Origin of the sequence: Ancylobacter vacuolatus, assembly GCF_030813595.1 — a bacterium.
GTDB classification, from domain to species: domain Bacteria; phylum Pseudomonadota; class Alphaproteobacteria; order Rhizobiales; family Xanthobacteraceae; genus Ancylobacter; species Ancylobacter vacuolatus.
On sequence record NZ_JAUSUH010000002.1, the window covers coordinates 273,193 to 292,464 of the forward strand.

Below are 19,272 nucleotides of genomic sequence, written 5' to 3' on the forward strand. Positions count from 1 at the left end.
GACATCTACAACGAGCCGCGCAATGGAGAACGGATATTATTTTTATTAGATAAAAGCTCGTTCTATCTAAGTATAGATGGAAAATAGACTTCCGTCTTTTCTCACAGTTGAGACATTAACGTCGCAGAGCTGAGACGTGACGGCGCGCGACCTGCGGCGGCTGGCGCGGTTCGGGCCGAGTAGCGCCAGCGAGGGGCGGGACCGGGGTGGGAACTCCCCTCGCTGACGCCTGCGTCGGACCAGCGCTAGCGGACGCCGCCGACAGCCCGGATGGCGCCCGTTTCGGGCGCGCATCACGGGTATACGGCTACGGGTCGCTTTTGGTTCACAGCGCGGCGGTGGCCATCATCTCCACAAGGTTGGCGCCGTCTCCGGCGAGGCGGGATTCCACCGTGGCGCGCGCCGGGGCGTTGGCGGCGTCGACCCAGCGGTCCCACACCGCGTTCATGGCGGCGAAATCGCCGATGTCGTGCAGCCAGATGGTGACACGCAGCAGCCGGCTCCTGTCGGTGCCCGCCTTGGCGAGCAGCGCGTCGATCTGCGCGAGCACGTCGGCGGTCTGGGCGGCGACATCGGGCGTCTTCTCCCGCGCGACGACGCCGGCGAGATAGACCGTGCCGGCATGCACGACGGCGCGAGAGAGCCGGCCATTGGAGGACAGGCGCTGGATGGAGGACTCGGACGGCATGGCGATCCTGACGCGGGTGGGGAGGGAGAGGTGGCGGGCGCACGCGCCGCGGCCGCCTTGCGCAAGGCCCGTGCCAAAGGGCGTGCCAAAGATCGTGCGGGCGCGGGAAACGCCGCGCGACCGGCCTTTCCGCGCGCGGCGCGCGGCGCCGGACAAGCGGGATGAGACAGGCGGCGGTGAGACCGACGCGCGGCTGAGACAGCGGGCGTGCGACAGCTGATGTGACACAGGGGGCTGAGACAGCGCGCGATGCCGCCCGCGGCCGCACCCCGCCTCGCCCGTTGCCCGTTGCCCGTTGCCCCTTGCCCCTTGCCCCGGCGGGCCTGCCGGGCCATGAAACGCCCCGTGGCGGGTGCGCTGGCACGCATCCTGCCCAAGGTCCGGCAGAAAGACGCGACGGAGGCCCACCGGCCATGGCGGCGTCTCGGCCGGAAGTGAGACTGGGAAGACGCATGAGTGAGTTGTCGGTCGCGGGTGAGCGGCGTGCGCTGTTCGCCTCGCGCGTGGCCGTGAGTGCCATTTTCTTCGTCGGCGGCTGCGGGCTGACGCTGTGGGCGACCTATATTCCCATCCTCAAGGCCCGCGCCGGGCTGGATGACGCGCAGATCGGGCTGGTGCTGATGTGCGTCTCGCTCGGCTGCCTGTGCGGCATGCCGGCGGCCGGTTTCCTGCGCCCGAGGCTTGGCCCGCTGCGCGCCGGCGCGCTGGCTGGCCTCGCCTTCGCCGCCGCCAGCTTCGGCCCGGCACTGGGCGTCACCCTGCCGCTGCTGGCGCTGTCGGCGGCGCTGTTCGGCCTGTGCTTCGGCTTTCTCGATGTGTGCATGAACTCGCACGCCTCGGCGCTGGAGCGCGAGGTCGGGCGGCCGATCATGTCCTCGGCGCACGCTTTTTTCAGCCTCGGCACCGTCGCCGGGGCGCTGGCCGGGGGCACGCTGATCGGCTTCGGCTTCGACCCGCCGCTCGGCATGGGCCTCGCAAGCGCGGGGCTGGTGGCGCTGGCGCTGGCGGCGATGCCCTGGCTCTGGCTGCCGGAACACCATGTGCGCGAGGCGGCCGACACCTCGGTGTTCCGCCTGCCCAACCGCACCATGGCCGGCATCGGCGTGCTGACCGTGCTGGCCTTCGTCATCGAACTGGCGCTGATCGACTGGGGCGCGCTCTATCTGGTGCAGGCGATGGGCTCCGCCCCGGCGCAGGCGGCGTCCGGCGTCGCCGCCTTCTCGGTGGCGATGACCACCGGCCGGCTGTTGGGCGACCGCATCACCCGCGCGCTGGGCGCGGTGACGACGATCCAGATTTCCGCCGCCATCGCCTTTGCCGGCGTGGCGCTGGTCGTGTTCGCGCCGACCACGCTGGCGGCGCTGCCGGGCTTCGCCATTGCCGGGCTCGGCATCGCCAATCTTGTGCCGATCCTGTTCTCGCTGAGCGGGCGGATGCCGGGCATTCCGCCCAATGCCGGCATCGCCATGACGGTGACGATCGCCTATGGCGGCGGGCTGTTCGGCCCGCCGCTGATCGGCTTCGTCGCTCATGCGCTGGATCTGCGCGCCGCCTTCCTGATGCTGACCGTCGGCGCGCTGGTGATCGTCGTGGCGGTGCGCGCGGTCATTCCCCGCGCCCTGCGCCACTGAGGGCCGGGGCGCCGGCTTTGGCGTCAGGCCAGCTTCATCACCACGGATTTGGTCTCGAGATAGGCGTCGAGGTGCTCGGTGCCGGATTCGCGGCCATAGCCGCTCGCCTTGTAGCCGCCGAACGGCACCACCGGATCGAGCCCGCCATAGGTGTTGACCCAGACCGTGCCGGCGCGGATCGCCTTCGCCATACGGTGCGCGGTGGACAGATTGGTGGTCCACACCCCGCCGCCGAGGCCAAAGGGCGAGTCATTGGCGAGGGCGGCGGCCTCCTCCGGCGTGTCGAAGGGAATGGCGGCGGCGACCGGCCCGAAGATTTCCTCCTGGGCGATCCGCATGGCGTTGGTGACGCCTGAGAGAACGGTCGGCTCGAAGAAATAGCCGTCCTTCAGCGCGCCCTCAGTGAGGCGCTTGCCGCCGGCGGCGGCGGTGACGCCTTCGCCCAGGCCGATCTCCATATAGGAGGTGATGCGCTCCAGCTGCCGGGCATTGACGATCGGGCCGATCTGCGTCGCCGGATCGAGCCCGTTGCCGACCTTGAGCGCGCCGGCATAGGCGGAGACGCGGGCGACGAATTCCTCATAGATCGGGCGCTCGACCAGCAGCCTTGTGCCGGCGACGCAGATCTGCCCGCTATTGGCGAACACGCCCATGGCGGCCCCGGCCACGGCGGCCTCCAGGTCGCAATCGGCGAAGATAATGTCCGGCGACTTGCCGCCCAGTTCCAGCGTCACCCGCTTGAGATTGGTCTTCGAGGCCTCGACGATCTTGCGCCCGGTGAGATCCGAGCCGGTGAAGGCGACCTTGTCGACATCCCTGTGCCGGGCGAGCGCATCGCCGGCGGTGGCGCCGAAGCCGGGCACGATGTTGACCACGCCAGCCGGCACGCCGGCTTCCAGCAGCAGCTCGCCGAGCCGCAGCGCGGTGAGCGGGGCATCCTCGGCGGGCTTGAGCACCATGGTGCAGCCGGTGGCGAGCACCGGGCCCATCTTCCAGAGGGTCGAGGTCAGCGGCGCGTTCCACGGGGTGATGGCGCCGACCACGCCGACCGGCTCCTTCAACGTGTAGGTGAACACCTCGCCGGGCAGGGAATTGGGCAGCGTGCCGCCGGCGATGACCGTGCACATGCCGGCATAGAAGCGCGGCAGGCCGATTGCGCGCTGGCGGCGGGCCTGCATGGCGGTGATCGGCGCGCCCATATCCAGCACGTCGATCAGCGCCAGCGTGTCGAAGTGCTTTTCCACCAGATCGGCGAAGCGCAGCAGGCAGTGCTGGCGCTGGAACGGGGTGAAGCGGCTCCACGGCCCGGCAAAGGCGCGGCGCGCGGCGGCGACCGCGAGGTCGATATCGGCGGCGTCGCCCTCGGCCACCTCGGCCAGCACCTCGCCGGTGGCGGGGTTGAAGGTCTTGAAGGTCTTGCCCGAGAGCGCCGGGACGAAGGCGCCGTCGATCAGCAGCCCCTTGGGCAGCGGGGCGATGATGTCGGCGATGGGGTTCACGGAGAGGGTCATGTCGGGGCTTTCGGCAACGATCAGGGATGCGGGCGATGCCGCAAGGCCCGTGCCAGCGGTGGCCGGCGGTGCGGGCGGGGGCCGCGCGGGCGGATAGCGGAGGGGAAGGCGTTGCCGGCGCAGGCTTTTGGCAGCGCTGAGGGGCAGCTCCTGCAACCGGCATCGCGGCGCGCGCCCGTCTCAGATCAGCGACATCTGTCGCAGCGCGGCGCGAGACGGGTGGGCGGCGGCCGGGGATTTTGCCGGCAAAGGCACGGCAAACGCGGCTGGCACGCGGCTTGCGGTTGCTGCCATGAGGCGGCCATGCGCGCCGCAAGGTGGAGTTCGCCATGATCGACCCGACAGATTTCAAGCAGGGCATGCGGCGCCTCGCCGCCGGCGTGTCCGTCATCACCACGATGGAGAACGGGCAGCCGCACGGCTTTGTCGCGACCTCCGTCACCTCGGTGGCGGCCGAGCCGACGCCGACGCTGCTGGTCTGCGTCAACCGCAACGTCTCCTGCCACGACGTGATCGGCGCCTCGCGGAGCTTCTGCGTCAACCTGCTGGCCGAGCCGGAGCTGGAGCTCGCCAAGGCGTTCTCCTCCTCCGCCCACCGGCACCTGCGGTTCAGCACCCATGAATGGCGGGCGCTCGCCACCGGGGCGCCGGCGCTGATGGGCGCGCTGGCGAGCTTCGACTGCGAGCTGGCGGAAACGGTGAGCGTGCACAGCCACAGCATCTTCCTCGGCCGGGTGGTCGCGCTCCATTTGCCGGAGGGGCCGCTGCACCCGCTGATCTATGCCGGCGGGCAGTTCGACACGCTGGGCTCGCGCGCCCGGACGCTTTAGGCGCCGCGGCGTCCACAGGCTGTGCCGGGCGCAAGATGGCGCATGGCGAAGGGCTGCAACGTTGCATACAATGCGCTGTCCGCCGCCCTTTTTCTCGCCACTCTTTCTCCAGCCGTTTGCCAAGGGTCTTGCCGATGCCGCGCGATCTCACCTTCACCCTCGACGCGCTGCGGGCCGCCTATGCCGGGGGGCTGCGGCCGGAAGCGGTGGTGGAGGAGGCCTTCGCCCGGCTCGACGCGCTCAACGACCCCGGCATCTTCCTGCACCAGGCGCGCGCCGTGGCGCTGGCCGAGGCGCGCGCGCTCGGCAGCCCGGACGGGCGCCCGCTCTGGGGCATCCCCTATGCGGTGAAGGACAATATCGACGTGGCCGGCATGCCGACCACGGCCGCCTGCCCCGGCTTCGTCCATGTCGCCGGGGCGGATGCCTTCGTGGTGGCGCGGCTGCGGGCCCTGGGCGCGATCTGCCTCGGCAAGACCAATCTCGACCAGTTCGCCACCGGGCTTGTCGGGGTCCGCACGCCCTATCCGGTGCCGCGCAACGCGGTCGACCCGGCGCTGGTGCCGGGTGGCTCCTCCTCTGGTTCGGCGGTGGCGGTGGCGCGCGGGCTGGTGGCGTTCAGCCTCGGCACCGACACCGCCGGCTCGGGCCGGGTGCCGGCGGCGTTCAACGACATTGTCGGGCTGAAGCCGAGCCTCGGAGCGCTGTCCTCCGCCGGCATGGTGCCGGCCTGCCGCACGCTCGACACGGTCTCGCTCTTCGCCCACAGCGTCGCGGAGGCGTGGGAGCTGTTCGCGCTGACCGCCGGCTTCGATGCCGCCGATCCCTGGTCGCGGCCGCTGCCCCGCCAGCAGCTCGCGCCGCTGCCGCCTTCGGTGACGGTCGCGGTGCCTGATGAGGCGAGCCTGCGCACCTTCGGCGATACCGCGCAGGCGAGCCATTTCCGCGCCACGGTGGAACGGCTGCGCCACGGCGGGGCGAGCGTTCGCGAGATTGATCTCGCGCCATTCTATGCCGTGGCGGAGCTGCTCTATACCGGCCCCTGGGTGGCCGAGCGCGTGGCGGCGGTGGGGGCGCGGCTGACCGAGGCGCCGGAGACGCTGCACGAGACGACGCGGGTGATCCTCGCGCCGGGGCTCAAATTCTCCGCCGTCGACACCTTCAAGGGGCTGTACCGGCTGGAGGAACTGCGCAGGGCCTGCGCGCTGGCGCTGGACGGGATCGATTTCCTCTGCGTGCCGACCATCCCCTGCTTCGTCACGCTGGAGGAGGTGGCGGCCGACCCGTTCGAACCCAACAGCCGGCTCGGCACCTACACCAATTTCGTCAACCTGCTCGATATGTGCGGCATCACTGTACCGACCGGGCCGCGCCCGGATGGGCGCCCGGGCAGCCTCACCGTGCTGGCGCGAAAGGGCGAGGATTCGCGCGCGGCGGCCCTCGCACTGTGGGTCGAGCGCGGCGGGGCGGCCGCCTCCCCGGCCGACGGGCCAGCGGACAGTGAGATCGCGGACGGTGAGATCGCGGAAGACGAAATCGGAATTGCCGTCTGCGGTGCCCACATGGCCGGCCTGCCGCTGAATGGCGAACTCACCGGGCGCGGCGGGCGCTTTCTGCGCGAGGCCCGCACCTGCGCGGCCTATCAGCTCTTCGCCCTGCCCGGCGGGCCGCCGGCCCGGCCGGGGCTGGTGCGGCGCGGCGACGGCAGCGGTGGCGCCATCGCGCTGGAGGTCTGGGCGCTGCCGCGCGCCGCCTTTGGCGACTTCCTCGCCGGCATTCCCTCCCCGCTCGCCATCGGCACGGTGGAGCTGGAGGATGGCGGCGTGGTGAAGGGCTTTTTGTGCGAGACGCACGGCCTCGACGACGCGCGCGATATCACCGCCAGCGGCGGCTGGCGGGCGGCACTGGCGGAAGAATAGGCGCGGCTAACCTTTGTCGCGCTAGCCCTTGGCCCCCTGTCCCCGCGCGTAGACATCCTCGTAGCGGATGATGTCGTCCTCGCCGAGATAGGTGCCGGTCTGCACCTCGATCAGCACCATCGGCACCTTGCCGGGGTTCTCCATCCGGTGCACGGCGCCGAGCGGGATATAAACCGACTGGTTCTCGGTGAGCAGGCGCGGTTCGCCGTCAATGATGACGCGCGCCGTGCCTGAGACCACGATCCAGTGCTCGGAGCGGTGATAATGGCTCTGCAGCGACAGCGACGCGCCGGGATGGACGACGATGCGCTTGACCTGGAAGCGCTCGCCCAGCGCCAACGTCTCGAACCAGCCCCAGGGCCGGTGGTCCCTGGGGAAATGCTCGGCCTGCCGGGCGCCGCGCGCCTTCAGCGCGGTCACCGCCTGCTTCACCTCCTGCGAGCGGGAACGGTCCGCCACCAGCACGGCGTCGGGCATGGCGACGACCAGCATGTTGGTGAGGCCGATGCCGACCAGCTCCAGCCCCTCCGCCTCCGAGCGCAGCAGCGAATCGGCGCAGTCAATGGCGGTGACCGGACCATGGGCGACGACATTGGCGCCGTCCGCCGTGCCCTCGCGCATGACAGAGGCCCAGTCGCCGAGATCCGACCAGTCGCCGGCAAAGGGCACCACGTCGAGATTGTCCGAGCGCTCCATGATGGCGTAGTCGATGGAGATATCCTGCGCGCGCTGCCACGGCTCGGGGGCGAGGCGCAGGAAATCGAGGTCGCTGGCCGCCTCCTCCACCGCCTGCCGCACCGGGGCGAGCATATCAGGGGCATGGGCCGCGAACGCCTTCAGCGCGGTGTCCACCGAGAACAGGAAGATGCCGGCGTTCCAGAGATAATGGCCGTCCGCCAGCATGGCGCTCGCGCGATCGGCGTCCGGCTTCTCGACGAAGCGGCGCAGCGGCACCGGGGCGAGGGCTTCGCTTTCCGGCGCATGGGCAAGCTCCAGCCAGCCATAGCCGGTTTCCGGGCGGGTCGGGCGGATGCCGAAGGTGACGATGCGCCCGGCCTCGGCCGCCGGCAGGCCGGCGCGCACGGCGGCGGTAAACGCCGCGCTGTCGGGCACCACCTGGTCGGAAGGCATCACCAGCAGCAGTGCCTTCGGGTCGCGCGCCGCCAGGTACTGCACGGCGGCGAGGATGGCGGGCGCGGTGTTGCGCGCGCTGGGCTCGATCAGCACCGCGCCGGGCGCAATGCTGGCCTCGCCGAGCTGCTCGGTGACGATGAAGCGGAAATCGGCATTGGTGACGATGACAGGCGGGCACACATCCGGGCCGGAGAGCCGCCGCGCCGCCGCCTGGAACAGCGTCTCGCCCTCGCCGAGCTTCACGAACTGCTTGGGGAAACTCTTGCGCGAGAGCGGCCAGAGGCGCGTGCCGGAGCCGCCGCAGAGAAGAACGGGATAGAGATGTGCCATGAAGCCTTGGGGGTAGGTGGGCCTTGAGGGTCGCAGTCAGCCGTGCCAATGCGGGAAGTGTGGGCGGGGCGCGGGCGAAAGGCAAGACGGATCAAAAGCCGAGACCTAGCAATAGCCAAGACCGATCAATAGCCAAGACCGATCAATAGCCAAGACCGATCATGCATCTTGATCTCGCGTCGCGGAATCCGTATCGCCGGTGCCGGCGCGCCGGGGTCCCCCCGCGTCGGCGCACGGAAAGGCCCGGCCATGCTCACCTGCTTTAAGGCCTATGACATTCGCGGACGGCTCGGCGAGGAGCTGAACGAGGCGATCGCCCGCCGCATCGGCCGGGCCTTCGTCGAAGGGCTGGGCGCCCGCCGCGTGGTGATCGGGCGCGACTGCCGCGCTTCCTCGGCGTCGCTGGCGGCGGCCTGTGCCGAAGGGCTGGTGGCCGGCGGGGCGGAGGTGCTCGATCTCGGCCTGTGCGGCACCGAGGAAATGTATGCCGCGGTGACCGATTTTGCCGCCGATGGCGGCATCGAGGTGACGGCCTCGCACAACCCGATGGACTATAATGGCATGAAGCTGGTGCGCGCCGGCTCCGCGCCGCTCGACACAGCGACCGGGCTGGCGGCGATCCGCGCGCTGGCGGAAGGGCCCGCACTGCCTGACGTGCCCGGCGGCCGGGTGGAGCCGGCGGAAGGCGCCCGCGCGGCCTATGTGGAGCGCGTGCTCTCCTTCGTCGACACCGGCGCGCTGCGCCCGCTGACCCTGCTGGTCAATGCCGGCAATGGCGCGGCGGGGCCGACCTTCGACGCGCTGGCGCAGGCGCTGGAGGCGCGCGGGGCGCCGCTCACCTTCGTGCGGCTGCACCATGAGCCGGACGGACGCTTTCCCAACGGCATTCCCAACCCGCTGCTCACCGAGAACCAGCCGGTGACGTCGGAGGCGGTGCGGGCGGCGGGCGCCGACATGGGCATCGCCTGGGACGGCGATTTCGACCGCTGCTTCCTGTTCGACGAGACCGGGCGATTCATTGCCGGCGAATATATCGTCGGCCTGCTGGCGCAGGTGTTCCTCGCCAAGGAAAAGGGCGCCGCCATCGTCCATGATCCGCGCGTGATCTGGAACACGCAGGACCAGGTGGCCCGCGCCGGCGGGCGGGCGGTGCAGGCGCGCACCGGCCACGCCTTCCTCAAGCAGGCGCTGCGCGACACCGGCGCGGTCTATGGCGGCGAGATGTCGGCGCACCATTATTTCCGCGACTTCATGTGCTGCGATTCCGGCATGATCCCGTGGCTGCTGGTGGCCGAACTCATGGGACGCAGCGGCAAGTCGCTCAGCGAACTCGTCTCGGCGCGCATGGCGGCCTTCCCCTCCTCCGGCGAGATCAATTTCCGCCTCACCGACCCCGCCGCCGCGGTGGCGCGGGTGGAGGCGGCGTTCGCCGGGCTGAACCCCGCCCGCGACGAGACCGACGGGCTCTCGCTGGATTTCGGCGACTGGCGGCTCAATCTGCGCCGTTCCAACACCGAGCCGCTGCTGCGGCTGAATGTCGAGGCCAGGGGCGCGCCCGAGATCGTGGCGCAACGGGTCAAGGAGATCACCGCGCTGATCGGCGCGGAGGGCTGAACTTCACCCGGCCGCCGCCAACTCCACCACGTGATCCGGCCAGGGATTGCGCCCCTCGCGCAGGAAGGTGAGCGTGTCGCGCCAGAAACCTTCGGCATGGCCGTCGTGGAACAGGCTGAAATGGCCGATCGCGGCGCGGCCGTAATCGGCGGGGGCGAGGCGCACCAGCGTGCGCCGGGCGCCGGTGTAATAGGCGAGCGTGCGGGTGAGCGCGCGCACAGTGCCGAGCGGATCGTCGCTCATCGCCACGGCGAGGATGTCGGCGCGCACCGCTGCCATGCGCGCGCGGGCCGCCGCCCGCTCAGGCCCGGGATGGCTGGTCTCGAAGCGGGGGCCGCGAAAGCTCCATTCATGGGCGACGCCGGCGGGCAGATCCTCCAGCCAGCCCAGCCGCTTGCCGGGGAAATAACCGAACAGCGCGGTGAGAACCGGCATGGCGACGTGCCATTTCAGGAACAGGCCGGCGCGCTCACGCGGGGCGTAGTCCATCCACCACGCATATTGCGCGCCCATGGTCAGCATCCGGGTGAGGCCGGCGCCGCTCGCGGCGAGGCCCGGCAAAAATCCGCCGATCGAATGGCCGACCAGCATGAGCGGCGCGGGCGATTCTTCCCCCATGAAGCGCAGCGCCGCGTCGACATCGCGCTCGCCCCAGTCGCGCCAGCGATAAGGTGAGCCGCGCAGGCGGGCCGGCCGCGACAGGCCGATGCCGCGATAGTCGAAGGTCAGCACATCGAAGCCATGGCCGGCGAGAAAGCGGGCGTAGCGGTGATAATAGCGCGCCGCCACCCCGGTGGCGGGAGTGATGACCACCGCGCCATGGACCGGCCCGGGCGCCGTCGCGGGCCAGAGGTGCCCGCCGAGTTCGACGCCATCCCGGCAGGCGATGCTCACCTCGCGCGGCGCGCTCCCGCTCATGCCTCGCCTCCCGCCCGGTTTCCCGCGATTCGCGCCCGAGTATAGGGGAACCCGCCGCACCGCCGCACGCCCCGCGCGCGGCTGAGCTGCCGTCAGCGCAACAGAAGCGCCAGCCGGCGCCGGAGATCGCGCGCCGTGCGGCGCAGGCTCGCCTTCAGGCGATCGAGCCGCAGCGCCGCCACCACCCGGTCGCGCAGCGTGGCGAGGGTGAGGATGACCCACGCCATCCAGGGCAGGGTCATCAGCTTGGCCCGGCCGGCGGAATAGATGCGCTCGATGACCACGAAGCTGAGGAGATAGGCGACGAGGAACAGCACCGTGCCCGCCTTGGGCCAGCCGCCGGCGATCCACAGCAGCGCGACGAATTTCAGTGGCTCGATGGTGGCATAGGGAACGATCAGCAGCACAAGGATGGTCCAGACCGAGCGGGCGGCGATCCAGCGCTCGAAGGCGTGCATGATCTTCAGCGCCGCGAGGCGGGCGATGAGCGGGCGGTAGAGCGGGCGCACCAGCTCGTCGAGCAGGATCAGCGGCGCGCACAGCAGCCGGAACAGAAAGCCCAGCGTCCATCGCACCGGGCGCTCGCGGAAATTGGCGCGGCGGCGGGCCGGCACGGGCGCGCGATCGGACGCACGATCGGGCACGCGATCAGCCGCGCGCGGGGGCGGGACAGGGGGTTCCATGCTCACCTTATCGGCGCGATGCCGGCCGATGACCAGAGCGCGCGCCGATCACTTGCATCGCAGCGGGTCGGATAACGCGTTCTCACTCCTGGAATGGGCGGGCGCGCGGCCGGGGGCTACAGATCGAGAAGGAATCGCATCCGCGCCCGCCCGCGCAGCTGGGCGCCGACGCCCTTGACCCGCATATCGGTGAGAATTTCAGGCGCGTGGCTTTCCTCGCCCGTGGCGTGCAGCAGCGTTTCCACCTCATGCAAATGATATTGCGAGCGAAAGACAAGATCGCGCTTGAGCATCGGCGCGCCGAGAAACCGGCGGTAGAGAAAGCCGCCCGAATGAATCTGCGAGCGGGCCATGACCGCGTCCAGCAGCTGGGCGACCAGCACCTCCTGCCGCAGCCTCGCCCCCCGCAAGGCCGGCCGCAAATCGATCGGCAGATAGGGCGCGAGGTCGCGCAGCGCCGCCGGGTCCAGCTCGTCGAGCACCGCGCGCAGCCGGGCCGGGCTGAACAGCACCTCGATCGAGCGGGCCTGGCGGACCATGCAGCGCGAGCTGCGCACCTCACCCCTGTGGATCGCCCAGCGGCGGACATTGACCGGCAGATAGCGCTGCCAGAAGCGCTGAAACGCCGGCTGCTCCAGCACATGGCGCGAGATCGAATAGCAGAAGGACTGGATGTGGTAGTGATGGTCCCAGTTCTCATAGGCCGCGCAGACATCGCAGGACGAGGTGGCGAGCCGCTGGAACAGATCAGTGAGGCCGGCGCGGAAATAATAGACGCTGTCGTTCAGCACCAGCAGCCGCTCCGGCGCCCGGCCGGCGAAGGACAGGATGGCGTCGCGGTAGCCGCCCATGTCGAACCCGGTATTGTCCCGCAGCATCAGCCGGTCCACCCAGGGGGCGAGCTCCGCCAGCCGCGCCTCATCCAGCGGATGGTTGACCACCAGCGTGACATTGATACCGGCCTGCGCCAGCGCTTCCAGCGCGTTCTTCACATACCAGGGGGTCTGGATCGGCTGCCAGATGAGAAAGACCGCGTGCACATTGCCGGGGTGGTGCAGCTGACCCGCCTGCTCGGCCGGGGGCGTCTCGCGGCGCAGCAGCCGGGCGAGGCGCGCGCGCAGGATCGGCAATCGGTAGTAGACGAACCGGACATAGGACTTGCGGCGGCGAAGAGCCATGGAGCGCCCACGATGAGACAGAGGTGGCGGCGGTCGGTCAACACCCAAGCTCTATCGCCGAAGCGTTGTCGTGCAAGAGCTGTCGCCCCAGCGACCTTACCCAAGTGCCGTTAACCAGTCTCGCGCGCCGCCCAGCCCCCGCAAAGAGGCGCCGGCGCGTTGTCAACAGCCCGCGGGGCCTCACATGGCCCGCTGCGCGGCGTCCAGCGCCAGCAGGCTGCCGGTGGGGGAGACCTCCTCCGGGGTGGCGCACAGGCCGCGCCGGCTCAGCCAGCGCCCGAGCGCCGGCTCAGCGGTCAGCACCGCGAAGGGCACGGCGCCCAACAGGGCGACCAGCACCGGCAGCGCCCAGGGCAGCGTTCCCGGCGCGAAGGCGGTGAGCAGCCCGGCGAGCAGCCCGCCGAACAGAAATTGCGGCCACAGACCCGCCAGGGCGGTGCGCCAGGAGAGGCGCTCGGCATCGCGCGACTGCGCCTCCCAGGTGACGGTGCGGCCGAAGGCAAGGCCGATCATGAACAGCGCGATGCGAAAGGCCACCACCGGCCCGAGCAGCACCGAGAAGACGAATTCCGACAGCGCCCCGCCGACCAGCCGGCCCGTGCCGCCATAGCGCGCCCGCTCGCCGGCCCGCAGCACGATGTCGAGCAGGCCCGCGACCTTGGGGGCGAGGCTCATCGCGAACATGGTGGCGAACAGGGTGAGGCCCAGCGCGGCGGGGAACGGGCCGTCCGCCCGCTCGGTATCGAACACTTTCAGCGCGGCGAGGGCGATGAAGGCCATCCAGGCCACCGCGCCGACATACATCAGCATCGCCCAGGCGATCTGGAACCGGCTCATCGGCCGGAGCCCCGGCAGGGCGATCAGCCGCCAATACTGCATGTTGCCCTGGCACCAGCGCAAATCGCGGCGGGTGAATTCGGTGAGGTGGGGCGGGTTCTCCTCGAAACTGTCCATCTCCTCCGGCAGCACCCGCACCTCGTAGCCCGCGCGGCGCATCAGCACCGCCTCGATCTGGTCGTGCGAGAGGATGTGGCCGGAAAGCGGCCCGGTGCCCGACAGGACGGGAAGGTGGCAATGCGCCTTGAACGGGGCGATGCGGATGACCGCATTGTGCCCCCAATAGGGCCCGCAATCGCCCGCCCACCAGGAGGCGCCCATGGTGTAGGAGCGCATGCCGTGGCGCATGCCGAACTGGAAGATGCGGGCAAAGGGCGACGGCGAGGGCAGGCCGACCACCAGGCTCTGCAAGATGCCGAGGCGCGGATTGGCCTGCATGATGCGGATGAGGCGCAGCGTGGCGGAGGCGCCGAGGAAGCTGTCGGCATCCAGCACCAGCATCAGCTCGTGCTCATCGCCCCAGCGGTCGAGAAAGTCGCGAATATTGCCGGCCTTGAAGCCGCTATTCTCACTCCGGCGGCGATAATGCATCCCCGCCCCCTCGCCACGCTCGGCTTGCCAGGCGGCGAATAGCGCCTCTTCCTCGGCGGCGATCTCGGGCTGGGTGGTGTCGGAGAGCACGAACCAGGCAAAGCGCGCGCCGGCGCCGCTGGCGGCGATCTCGCCTTCCATGGCGCGCAGCCGGGCGAAGGCGCGGGCGGGGTCCTCGTTGCGCAGCGTCATCACCATGGCGACGCGCGAGGTGATGGGCGCGTCGTCGCTGGCCCGGCCGGCATAGGGATAGACCGAGCGCCGCGCATCGCCCGGGCCGTGCACCAGCCACAGGCCGATGAGCGCGTTCCAGAAGCCGAGAATGGTCCACGGGGTGGAGAGGCAGAAGGCCGCCAGCAGGAAGCCGTCCAGCACCGTGAAGCCGCCATGGCCGAGCAGATGGGCGAACAGGGCGACGAGCCCGGCATAGGTGGCGCCGATGAGCGTGAACACCAGCGCCCGCCGGCGGAACAGCTGCCGCAGCGACTGCACGCCGGTCGGCGTCCGGCCTTCCGCCCGCTCGGCGGGAATGAAACGCCCTTCGGCGACCTTCTCATCCAGACTCATGCGGCCCTCTGTTCGACACACGCGAAGTGCCCCTGCGGCACATCGCCGGGTTTGTACGCAGCCCGGCGCCGGTGGTTCACGTGGTTTTGGGGATCTAACCGCACCGTGATGCTGTTATGCACGCGAATGCGGCAGGGGAGTGCCATCAGTAATGGACGACATGTCTGACACCGCCACGCAGCTCTGGTGCGTGGCGCCGGGGCGCTATGAACTGCGCCGCGCGCCGCTGGGCCCCCGTGGCGAGGCCATGCTCACCGTGCGCGCGCTCGCCTCGGCGGTGAGCCGGGGCACGGAGCGCCTCGTGCTGGAGGGCGCGGTGCCGGCGAGCGAGCACCAGCGCATGCGCGCGCCGTTCCAGAACGGCGATTTTCCCTTTCCGGTGCAGTATGGCTACCAGAGCGTCGGGGTGGTGGAACAAGGCCCGCCGGAATGGCGCGGCCGCGCCATCTTCGCGCTTTATCCGCATCAGGACCGCTATCTCCTCCCCGTCGCGGCGGCGATGGCGGTACCCGATGGTCTGCCGCCGGAGCGGGCCACGCTGGCGGCGAACATGGAAACCGCGCTGAACGCGCTGTGGGATTCCGGCGCCGGGCCGGGGGACCGCATCACCATCGTCGGCGGCGGGGTGATCGGCCTGCTGCTGACCGCGCTCGCCGCAAGGCTTCCCGGCGCCGAGGTGACGCTGGTGGATGTGAACCCGGTGCGGGCCGCGCTGGCTGGGGATTTCGGCGCCGGATTCGCCCTGCCGGAAGATATCCGCGATGATGCCGACCTCGTGTTCCACACCAGCGCCAGCGCCGCCGGGCTGGCGACCGCGCTGGCGGCGGCGGCGTTCGAGGCCAAGGTGGTCGAGGTGAGCTGGTATGGCGACCGTGCCCCGACGATTCCCCTCGGTCAAAGTTTTCACAGCCGGCGGCTGCAACTGATCGGCTCGCAGGTGGGTTCCGTATCTCCATCGCGTCGGCCACGCTGGCCGCATGCGCGCCGGCTCGCCAAGGCGCTGGCTCTGCTCGACGATGCGCGGCTCGACCCATTGGTCACGCATGTCGTCGCTTTTGATACGGCGCCGGAACGGCTGCCGCCACTTCTGACCGGGGGCGAGGACGCGCTGGCGATCCTGCTCGATTACCGATGAGGAATGCCATGTACTCTGTCGAAGTCCGCGACCGCATCATGATCGCCCACTCGCTGCCCGACCCGTTCTTCGGCCCGGCGCAGGGGCTGCACGGCGCGACCTTCGTGGTCGATGTCGCCTTCTTCCGCGAGGCGCTGACGGCCCAGAACGTCGTGGTCGACATCGGCGCCGCGCTCGACGTGCTGAAGCAGACGCTGGCGCCGCTCGCCTACCAGAATCTCGACACGCTGCCGGCCTTCGCGGGCACGCTCACGACAACCGAATTTCTTGCAAAGCACATTTTCGACGCCATGGCGGCCGCCGCCAAGGCCGGGGCGCTCGGCGAGGACGGGCATGGCCTGTCGAAGATCCGCGTCACCCTGCACGAGACCGATCTCGCCCGCGCCAGCTTCGAATCCGGCCTCGGTTAAGGCGCCCGGCGTGACCGACATCGCCTTTGCCATTCCCGGCGACATCGGCCTTCCCACCGGCGGCTATGCCTATGACCGCCGGGTGATCGAGGAGGCGCCCCGCGCCGGGGGCAGGCTGATACATGTCGCGCTGCCCGGCGGCTTCCCGATCCCCTCCCCGGCGGAGCTGGAGGCCAGCGCGGCGATTTTGCACGCCCTGCCGCCCGGCCAGACGGTGCTCATCGACGGGCTCGCCCTCGGCGCGCTGCCAGCGCCGCTGCTGCGGAGGCTCGGGCGGCCGCTGGCCGCGCTGGTGCATCACCCGCTGGCGCTGGAGAGCGGGCTGAATGAGGCCCAGCGGGCGCAGCTTTTCGCCAGCGAAAGGGCGGCACTGGCGGAAGTGGCGGCGGTGATCGCCACCAGCCCCGCCACCGCCCGGCTGCTGGTGGAGGATTATGGCGTGCCTGCCGCGCGGCTGAGCGTCGCTTTGCCCGGCACCGACCCCTGCCCGCGCGCCACCGGCACCGGCCGGCCGCTGCGGCTGCTCGCCGTGGGATCGGTGATCCCGCGCAAGGCCCATGGCGTGCTGGTCGACGCGCTGGCCGATCTGCGCGCGCAGGACTGGACCTGCCACATCGTCGGCGCCACCGATCGCGACGCGCATGAGACCGCACGGGTCGAGGCGCGCATCGCCGCCCACGGGCTCGGCGCGCGCATCCGCCTCACCGGCGCGCTGTCGCCCGAACGCCTGGCCAGCGAATTCGCCGCCGCCGACCTTTTTGTCACCGCCTCGCTGTTCGAAGGCTATGGCATGGGGCTGACCGAGGCGCTGGCGCACGGCCTGCCTGTTGTCGCCACCCGTGCCGGGGCCATTCCCGACACCGTGCCGGCGCAAGCCGCGCTGCTCGCCGAGCCGGGCGATGCGGTGAGCCTCGCCGCCGCGCTGCGACGGCTGATTGACGCACCGGAACAACGCTGTCGTCTGGCGGACGCGGCGTGGCACTATGGTCAATCCCTGCCAACCTGGACGCAGACTGCGGCGACGCTTCTCGCCGCCCTGAAGGAGATTCCCCGATGAGCGGTTTTGCCGCCGACTGGCTCGCCCTGCGCGAGCCGGTGGACCACGCCTCCCGCAACCCGGTGCAGGCGGCGCGGATGCGGGCGCATTTCGCCGGCCGCGACACGCTCACCATCGTCGATCTCGGCTGCGGCACTGGCTCGAATCTGCGCGGCCTCGCCGGCGACCTGCCGCCCCGCCAGCATTGGCACCTGATCGATGGCGACCCGGCGCTGCTGGAGCGGGCCCGCGTCGACCTCGCAGCCTGGGCCGAGACGGCACGGCCAAACGCCGATGGCCTTGAGCTGCACCGGGACGGGCGGGTGATCGAGGTGAGCTTCGAGCAGGCCGACCTCACCGTGCGCGACCTGGATTTCAGCGATGTCGGGGCGGAACTCGTGACCGCCGCCGCGCTGTTCGACCTCGTCTCCGAGGACTGGCTGGAGCGCCTCGTCGCCCGGCTGGCGACGCGAAAACTGCCGCTCTATGCGGTGCTGAACTATGATGGCGAGGCCGAATGGCATCCCGCCGAGCCGCTGGACGGGCGGGTGATCGCCGCTTTCAACCGCCACCAGCGCGGCGACAAGGGCTTCGGGCCGGCGCTGGGCCCGGCCTCAAGCGAGGCCTTGGCGCAGATGCTGCGCCAGCACGGCTATAAATACGGCGCCGGCACCAGCCCGTGGGTGCTCGGCCCGGCCCATGCCGCCCTCATCGGCGCGCTCACCGATGGCTTCGCGCAGGCCGCCGGGCAGATCGAGCCGGCGCGGCAGGCCGACTTCGCCCGCTGGGCGCAGGCGCGGGCGGCGGCGGAGAGGGTAAGGATCGGCCATCGCGACATTTTCGGCCACGCCTGAGGCGCGCCGGCGGCGTCGCCTCAGAAGGGCGGCCACATCCGCGCCATCACCCCGTCGCGCTTGAGGAAGCGGTGGTAGAGCGCGGCGGCGATGTGCGCGAGCGCCAGCACGCCCAGAATCTGCGCCAGCAGCCCGTGCAGGCCGAGAATGCGCTTGGCCAGCGCCTCGTCCGGCGACAGCAGCGCCGGCAGATCGAACAGGCCGAACACATTCAGCGCCGGATAGGCCGACACCCCCGCCCAGCCGAGCAGCGGCACGACCAGCAGCAGCGCATAGAGCGCGCCATGCACGGTGACGGAGGCCACGCGCTCGAACGGGGTAAGCGTCGCCGCCGGCGGCGGGGCGCCGCGCAGCCGCACCAGCATCCGCAGCACGATCAGCCACAGAACGAGGAAGCCGACAAATTTGTGCAGGCTGTAGAGCGAGCCGGTCAGCGCGTCGAAACCGGTCGCCTCGCCGCGCGACACCATATAGAGCCCGAGCGGGATGAGGCCGAGCACGATGAGCGCGACCAGCCAGTGCAGGACGCGGGCGGTGGGGCCGTAGCGCACAGGCGCGGCCGGCACGTTCCGATCAGAAGCCGACATGCGTCCCTCCCTCGCCGGTCCGGCGCAGGTCACAGTCGCAGAGAATATTACCGTCGTCGAGCAGATAGGTGTCGACGCGCGGGCGCAGCGCGCCCTCCAGCCCGTCGATCGGCTTGAGGGCGAGGCCGGGGCGGCCCGAGCCGAGAATGATCGGCGCCACGCAGACATGCAGCCGATCGACCAGCCCGGCATCGATGAAGCGGGAGACGGTCGAGGCCCCGCCCTCGATGAGGATGGTGCGGTGGCCGCGGGCCGTCAGAGCGGCGATGAGCTTTGCCGGCTCGAAGATATCGGCCTCGCCCTCGGGGCCGATACGGTCGACCTCGGCGGGCCAGCCGGCGCCGTTGCGGGTGAACACAATCCTGTGACAGCCATCCGCCTCCAGCCATTTGGCGTCGCGCGCCGAGCGGCCGGTGCGGTCGATCACGGCCCGCGCCGGGCTGCGGCCGGGAACGCGGCGGGTGGTGAGCCGGGGGTCGTCCGCGACCACCGTGCCGACGCCGACCACCACGACATCGACCAACGACCGCAGCCGGTGCAGATGGTCGAGGCCGCTTAGGCCATTGATATCGCGTGATTTTCCGGTCGGCGTCGCGATCCGCCCATCCAGCGACTGGCCGATCTGGGCGACAATGAACGGCGCCGTGCGCGGCCGAAGGATCGGTTCGTAAAGCGCGGCCAGCGGATCGATCGGTGTTTCGCGACGATTCAAGGAAGCCCTCCGCAACTTGGACATGGTCTCTCGCGTTCGGTGAGAGGGCGCTGGCGGCATTGGTCCGTGTGCGCCCTACATCCGTAACTACTACGTGCGAGATGCGA

At 70.4% G+C, this 19,272-nt stretch carries 17 protein-coding genes; 8 read left to right on the forward strand and 9 right to left on the reverse strand.

The window, feature by feature from the left end; genetic code table 11:
* Positions 1-325 precede the first annotated feature (325 nt).
* Positions 326-688 carry a RidA family protein gene (locus J2S76_RS05255; RefSeq protein ID WP_307058191.1) on the reverse strand — a complete coding sequence of 121 codons (363 nt, stop codon included), beginning with the start codon at positions 686-688 and terminating at the stop codon, positions 326-328.
* Positions 689-1,140: 452 nt separating this feature from the next.
* Between J2S76_RS05255 and J2S76_RS05260 the strand changes: the two genes are divergently transcribed.
* Positions 1,141-2,319: an MFS transporter gene (locus J2S76_RS05260; RefSeq protein WP_307058193.1), complete on the forward strand. Its 1,179-nt coding sequence runs from the start codon at positions 1,141-1,143 to the stop codon at positions 2,317-2,319.
* A gap of 23 nt (positions 2,320-2,342) precedes the next feature.
* On the opposite strand, the gene J2S76_RS05265 is transcribed toward J2S76_RS05260, so the two are convergent.
* Positions 2,343-3,830, reverse strand: coding sequence for an aldehyde dehydrogenase family protein (locus tag J2S76_RS05265; RefSeq protein WP_307058195.1), 1,488 nt, complete (start codon positions 3,828-3,830; stop codon positions 2,343-2,345).
* A 329-nt stretch (positions 3,831-4,159) separates the two neighbouring features.
* Here J2S76_RS05265 and J2S76_RS05270 point away from each other — a divergent pair, with 329 nt between their 5' ends.
* Complete coding sequence (locus J2S76_RS05270; RefSeq protein ID WP_307058197.1) at positions 4,160-4,660, forward strand: flavin reductase family protein; 501 nt, start codon at positions 4,160-4,162, stop codon at positions 4,658-4,660.
* Positions 4,661-4,794: 134 nt separating this feature from the next.
* Complete coding sequence (gene atzF, locus J2S76_RS05275) at positions 4,795-6,579, forward strand: allophanate hydrolase (RefSeq protein ID WP_307058198.1); 1,785 nt, start codon at positions 4,795-4,797, stop codon at positions 6,577-6,579.
* Positions 6,580-6,600: 21 nt separating this feature from the next.
* Here the strand turns inward: atzF and J2S76_RS05280 are convergent, their stop codons facing one another.
* Positions 6,601-8,043: a mannose-1-phosphate guanylyltransferase/mannose-6-phosphate isomerase gene (locus J2S76_RS05280; RefSeq protein ID WP_307058200.1), complete on the reverse strand. Its 1,443-nt coding sequence runs from the start codon at positions 8,041-8,043 to the stop codon at positions 6,601-6,603.
* Between the two features lie 249 nt (positions 8,044-8,292).
* On the opposite strand from J2S76_RS05280, the gene J2S76_RS05285 reads away from it, so the two are divergent.
* Positions 8,293-9,657, forward strand: coding sequence for a phosphohexomutase domain-containing protein (locus J2S76_RS05285; RefSeq protein ID WP_307058201.1), 1,365 nt, complete (start codon positions 8,293-8,295; stop codon positions 9,655-9,657).
* A gap of 3 nt (positions 9,658-9,660) precedes the next feature.
* Here J2S76_RS05285 and J2S76_RS05290 read toward each other — a convergent pair whose 3' ends face one another.
* The 4 genes from J2S76_RS05290 to mdoH all read right to left on the reverse strand — a co-directional run bounded on the left by J2S76_RS05290 (position 9,661) and on the right by mdoH (position 14,431).
* Positions 9,661-10,575: an alpha/beta hydrolase family protein gene (locus J2S76_RS05290; RefSeq protein WP_307058203.1), complete on the reverse strand. Its 915-nt coding sequence runs from the start codon at positions 10,573-10,575 to the stop codon at positions 9,661-9,663.
* A 92-nt stretch (positions 10,576-10,667) separates the two neighbouring features.
* A complete protein-coding gene (locus tag J2S76_RS05295) occupies positions 10,668-11,258 on the reverse strand; it encodes a hypothetical protein (protein ID WP_307058204.1) in 591 nt (196 codons plus the stop codon).
* 116 nt (positions 11,259-11,374) lie between these two features.
* Positions 11,375-12,436, reverse strand: coding sequence for a rhamnan synthesis F family protein (locus J2S76_RS05300; protein ID WP_307058206.1), 1,062 nt, complete (start codon positions 12,434-12,436; stop codon positions 11,375-11,377).
* Between the two features lie 180 nt (positions 12,437-12,616).
* Positions 12,617-14,431, reverse strand: coding sequence for a glucans biosynthesis glucosyltransferase MdoH (gene mdoH, locus J2S76_RS05305; RefSeq protein ID WP_307058208.1), 1,815 nt, complete (start codon positions 14,429-14,431; stop codon positions 12,617-12,619).
* A 151-nt stretch (positions 14,432-14,582) separates the two neighbouring features.
* On the opposite strand from mdoH, the gene J2S76_RS05310 reads away from it, so the two are divergent.
* From J2S76_RS05310 to J2S76_RS05325, 4 genes are read left to right on the forward strand one after another with little or no spacing between them, the layout of a single operon-like run.
* A complete protein-coding gene (locus J2S76_RS05310) occupies positions 14,583-15,566 on the forward strand; it encodes a zinc-dependent alcohol dehydrogenase (RefSeq protein ID WP_307058210.1) in 984 nt (327 codons plus the stop codon).
* An 8-nt stretch (positions 15,567-15,574) separates the two neighbouring features.
* On the forward strand, positions 15,575-15,976 hold the full coding sequence (locus J2S76_RS05315) for a 6-pyruvoyl trahydropterin synthase family protein (RefSeq protein ID WP_307058212.1): 402 nt from the start codon (positions 15,575-15,577) through the stop codon (positions 15,974-15,976).
* A gap of 10 nt (positions 15,977-15,986) precedes the next feature.
* Positions 15,987-17,033, forward strand: coding sequence for a glycosyltransferase family 4 protein (locus tag J2S76_RS05320; protein WP_307058214.1), 1,047 nt, complete (start codon positions 15,987-15,989; stop codon positions 17,031-17,033).
* Positions 17,030-17,866, forward strand: a complete 837-nt coding sequence (locus tag J2S76_RS05325; protein ID WP_307058217.1) for a class I SAM-dependent methyltransferase — start codon at positions 17,030-17,032, stop codon at positions 17,864-17,866. The genes J2S76_RS05320 and J2S76_RS05325 overlap by 4 nt, the downstream gene beginning before the upstream one ends.
* A gap of 20 nt (positions 17,867-17,886) precedes the next feature.
* On the opposite strand, the gene J2S76_RS05330 is transcribed toward J2S76_RS05325, so the two are convergent.
* Both J2S76_RS05330 and J2S76_RS05335 read right to left on the reverse strand, forming a co-directional pair.
* Positions 17,887-18,453 (reverse strand): cytochrome b, encoded by a 567-nt coding sequence (locus J2S76_RS05330; RefSeq protein WP_307058219.1) that lies wholly within the window; start codon positions 18,451-18,453, stop codon positions 17,887-17,889.
* Entirely contained in the window at positions 18,440-19,189 is a 750-nt protein-coding gene (locus J2S76_RS05335; protein ID WP_370874696.1) for a RibD family protein, read from the reverse strand. The genes J2S76_RS05330 and J2S76_RS05335 overlap by 14 nt, the downstream gene beginning before the upstream one ends.
* Positions 19,190-19,272 lie beyond the last annotated feature (83 nt).

What these genes read in the sequence shown, in the direction of transcription:
- J2S76_RS05255 (WP_307058191.1), bottom strand. Translation starts at nt 688, where the DNA reads ATGCCGTCCGAGTCCTCCATCCAGCGCCTGTCCTCCAATGGCCGGCTC.
- J2S76_RS05300 (WP_307058206.1), bottom strand. Translation starts at nt 12,436, where the DNA reads ATGGCTCTTCGCCGCCGCAAGTCCTATGTCCGGTTCGTCTACTACCGA.
- J2S76_RS05265 (WP_307058195.1), bottom strand. Translation starts at nt 3,830, where the DNA reads ATGACCCTCTCCGTGAACCCCATCGCCGACATCATCGCCCCGCTGCCC.
- mdoH (WP_307058208.1), bottom strand. Translation starts at nt 14,431, where the DNA reads ATGAGTCTGGATGAGAAGGTCGCCGAAGGGCGTTTCATTCCCGCCGAG.
- J2S76_RS05310 (WP_307058210.1), top strand. Translation starts at nt 14,583, where the DNA reads ATGGACGACATGTCTGACACCGCCACGCAGCTCTGGTGCGTGGCGCCG.
- J2S76_RS05260 (WP_307058193.1), top strand. Translation starts at nt 1,141, where the DNA reads ATGAGTGAGTTGTCGGTCGCGGGTGAGCGGCGTGCGCTGTTCGCCTCG.
- J2S76_RS05280 (WP_307058200.1), bottom strand. Translation starts at nt 8,043, where the DNA reads ATGGCACATCTCTATCCCGTTCTTCTCTGCGGCGGCTCCGGCACGCGC.
- J2S76_RS05335 (WP_370874696.1), bottom strand. Translation starts at nt 19,189, where the DNA reads ATGTCCAAGTTGCGGAGGGCTTCCTTGAATCGTCGCGAAACACCGATC.
- J2S76_RS05330 (WP_307058219.1), bottom strand. Translation starts at nt 18,453, where the DNA reads ATGTCGGCTTCTGATCGGAACGTGCCGGCCGCGCCTGTGCGCTACGGC.
- J2S76_RS05290 (WP_307058203.1), bottom strand. Translation starts at nt 10,575, where the DNA reads ATGAGCGGGAGCGCGCCGCGCGAGGTGAGCATCGCCTGCCGGGATGGC.
- atzF (WP_307058198.1), top strand. Translation starts at nt 4,795, where the DNA reads ATGCCGCGCGATCTCACCTTCACCCTCGACGCGCTGCGGGCCGCCTAT.
- J2S76_RS05325 (WP_307058217.1), top strand. Translation starts at nt 17,030, where the DNA reads ATGAGCGGTTTTGCCGCCGACTGGCTCGCCCTGCGCGAGCCGGTGGAC.
- J2S76_RS05315 (WP_307058212.1), top strand. Translation starts at nt 15,575, where the DNA reads ATGTACTCTGTCGAAGTCCGCGACCGCATCATGATCGCCCACTCGCTG.
- J2S76_RS05270 (WP_307058197.1), top strand. Translation starts at nt 4,160, where the DNA reads ATGATCGACCCGACAGATTTCAAGCAGGGCATGCGGCGCCTCGCCGCC.
- J2S76_RS05295 (WP_307058204.1), bottom strand. Translation starts at nt 11,258, where the DNA reads ATGGAACCCCCTGTCCCGCCCCCGCGCGCGGCTGATCGCGTGCCCGAT.
- J2S76_RS05285 (WP_307058201.1), top strand. Translation starts at nt 8,293, where the DNA reads ATGCTCACCTGCTTTAAGGCCTATGACATTCGCGGACGGCTCGGCGAG.